The 262-nt window shown below is 41.2% G+C and carries 1 protein-coding gene; it reads right to left on the bottom strand.

The window, feature by feature from the left end; genetic code table 11:
* A partial coding sequence (locus ACPYOJ_RS35705; RefSeq protein ID WP_481420437.1) for a hypothetical protein occupies window positions 1-262 on the bottom strand: 262 nt, incomplete at both ends.

Here is a 262-nt window from a genome sequence, read left to right as displayed (position 1 = left end):
GCGATCCCGATTTTAGCGATTTCACTCCCTTCTGCTACATTGGTGGCAATTACGCCGCTGTTTAATCCGTAATCTGTTTTAAATCTACCATCAAGAGGTTTGAATTCTGCGCCTATTTTTTCAGTTACACTAAGATCAGCTTTTGTTCTTGTGCTTGTGCCGCCTTTCTGATCTTTGAGAGTAACAGTTGTTGTTGCTGATTTACCATTTCTCAGATAGGTCACTACAACTTTATCGCCAGGACGTTTGCTTCCTATAGACA

Source organism: Rhizobium sp. SVR5-9E (assembly GCF_056755095.1).
The sequence above is the reverse complement of the archived record's forward strand: the minus strand, read 5'-3'. Positions and strand labels throughout refer to the sequence as shown.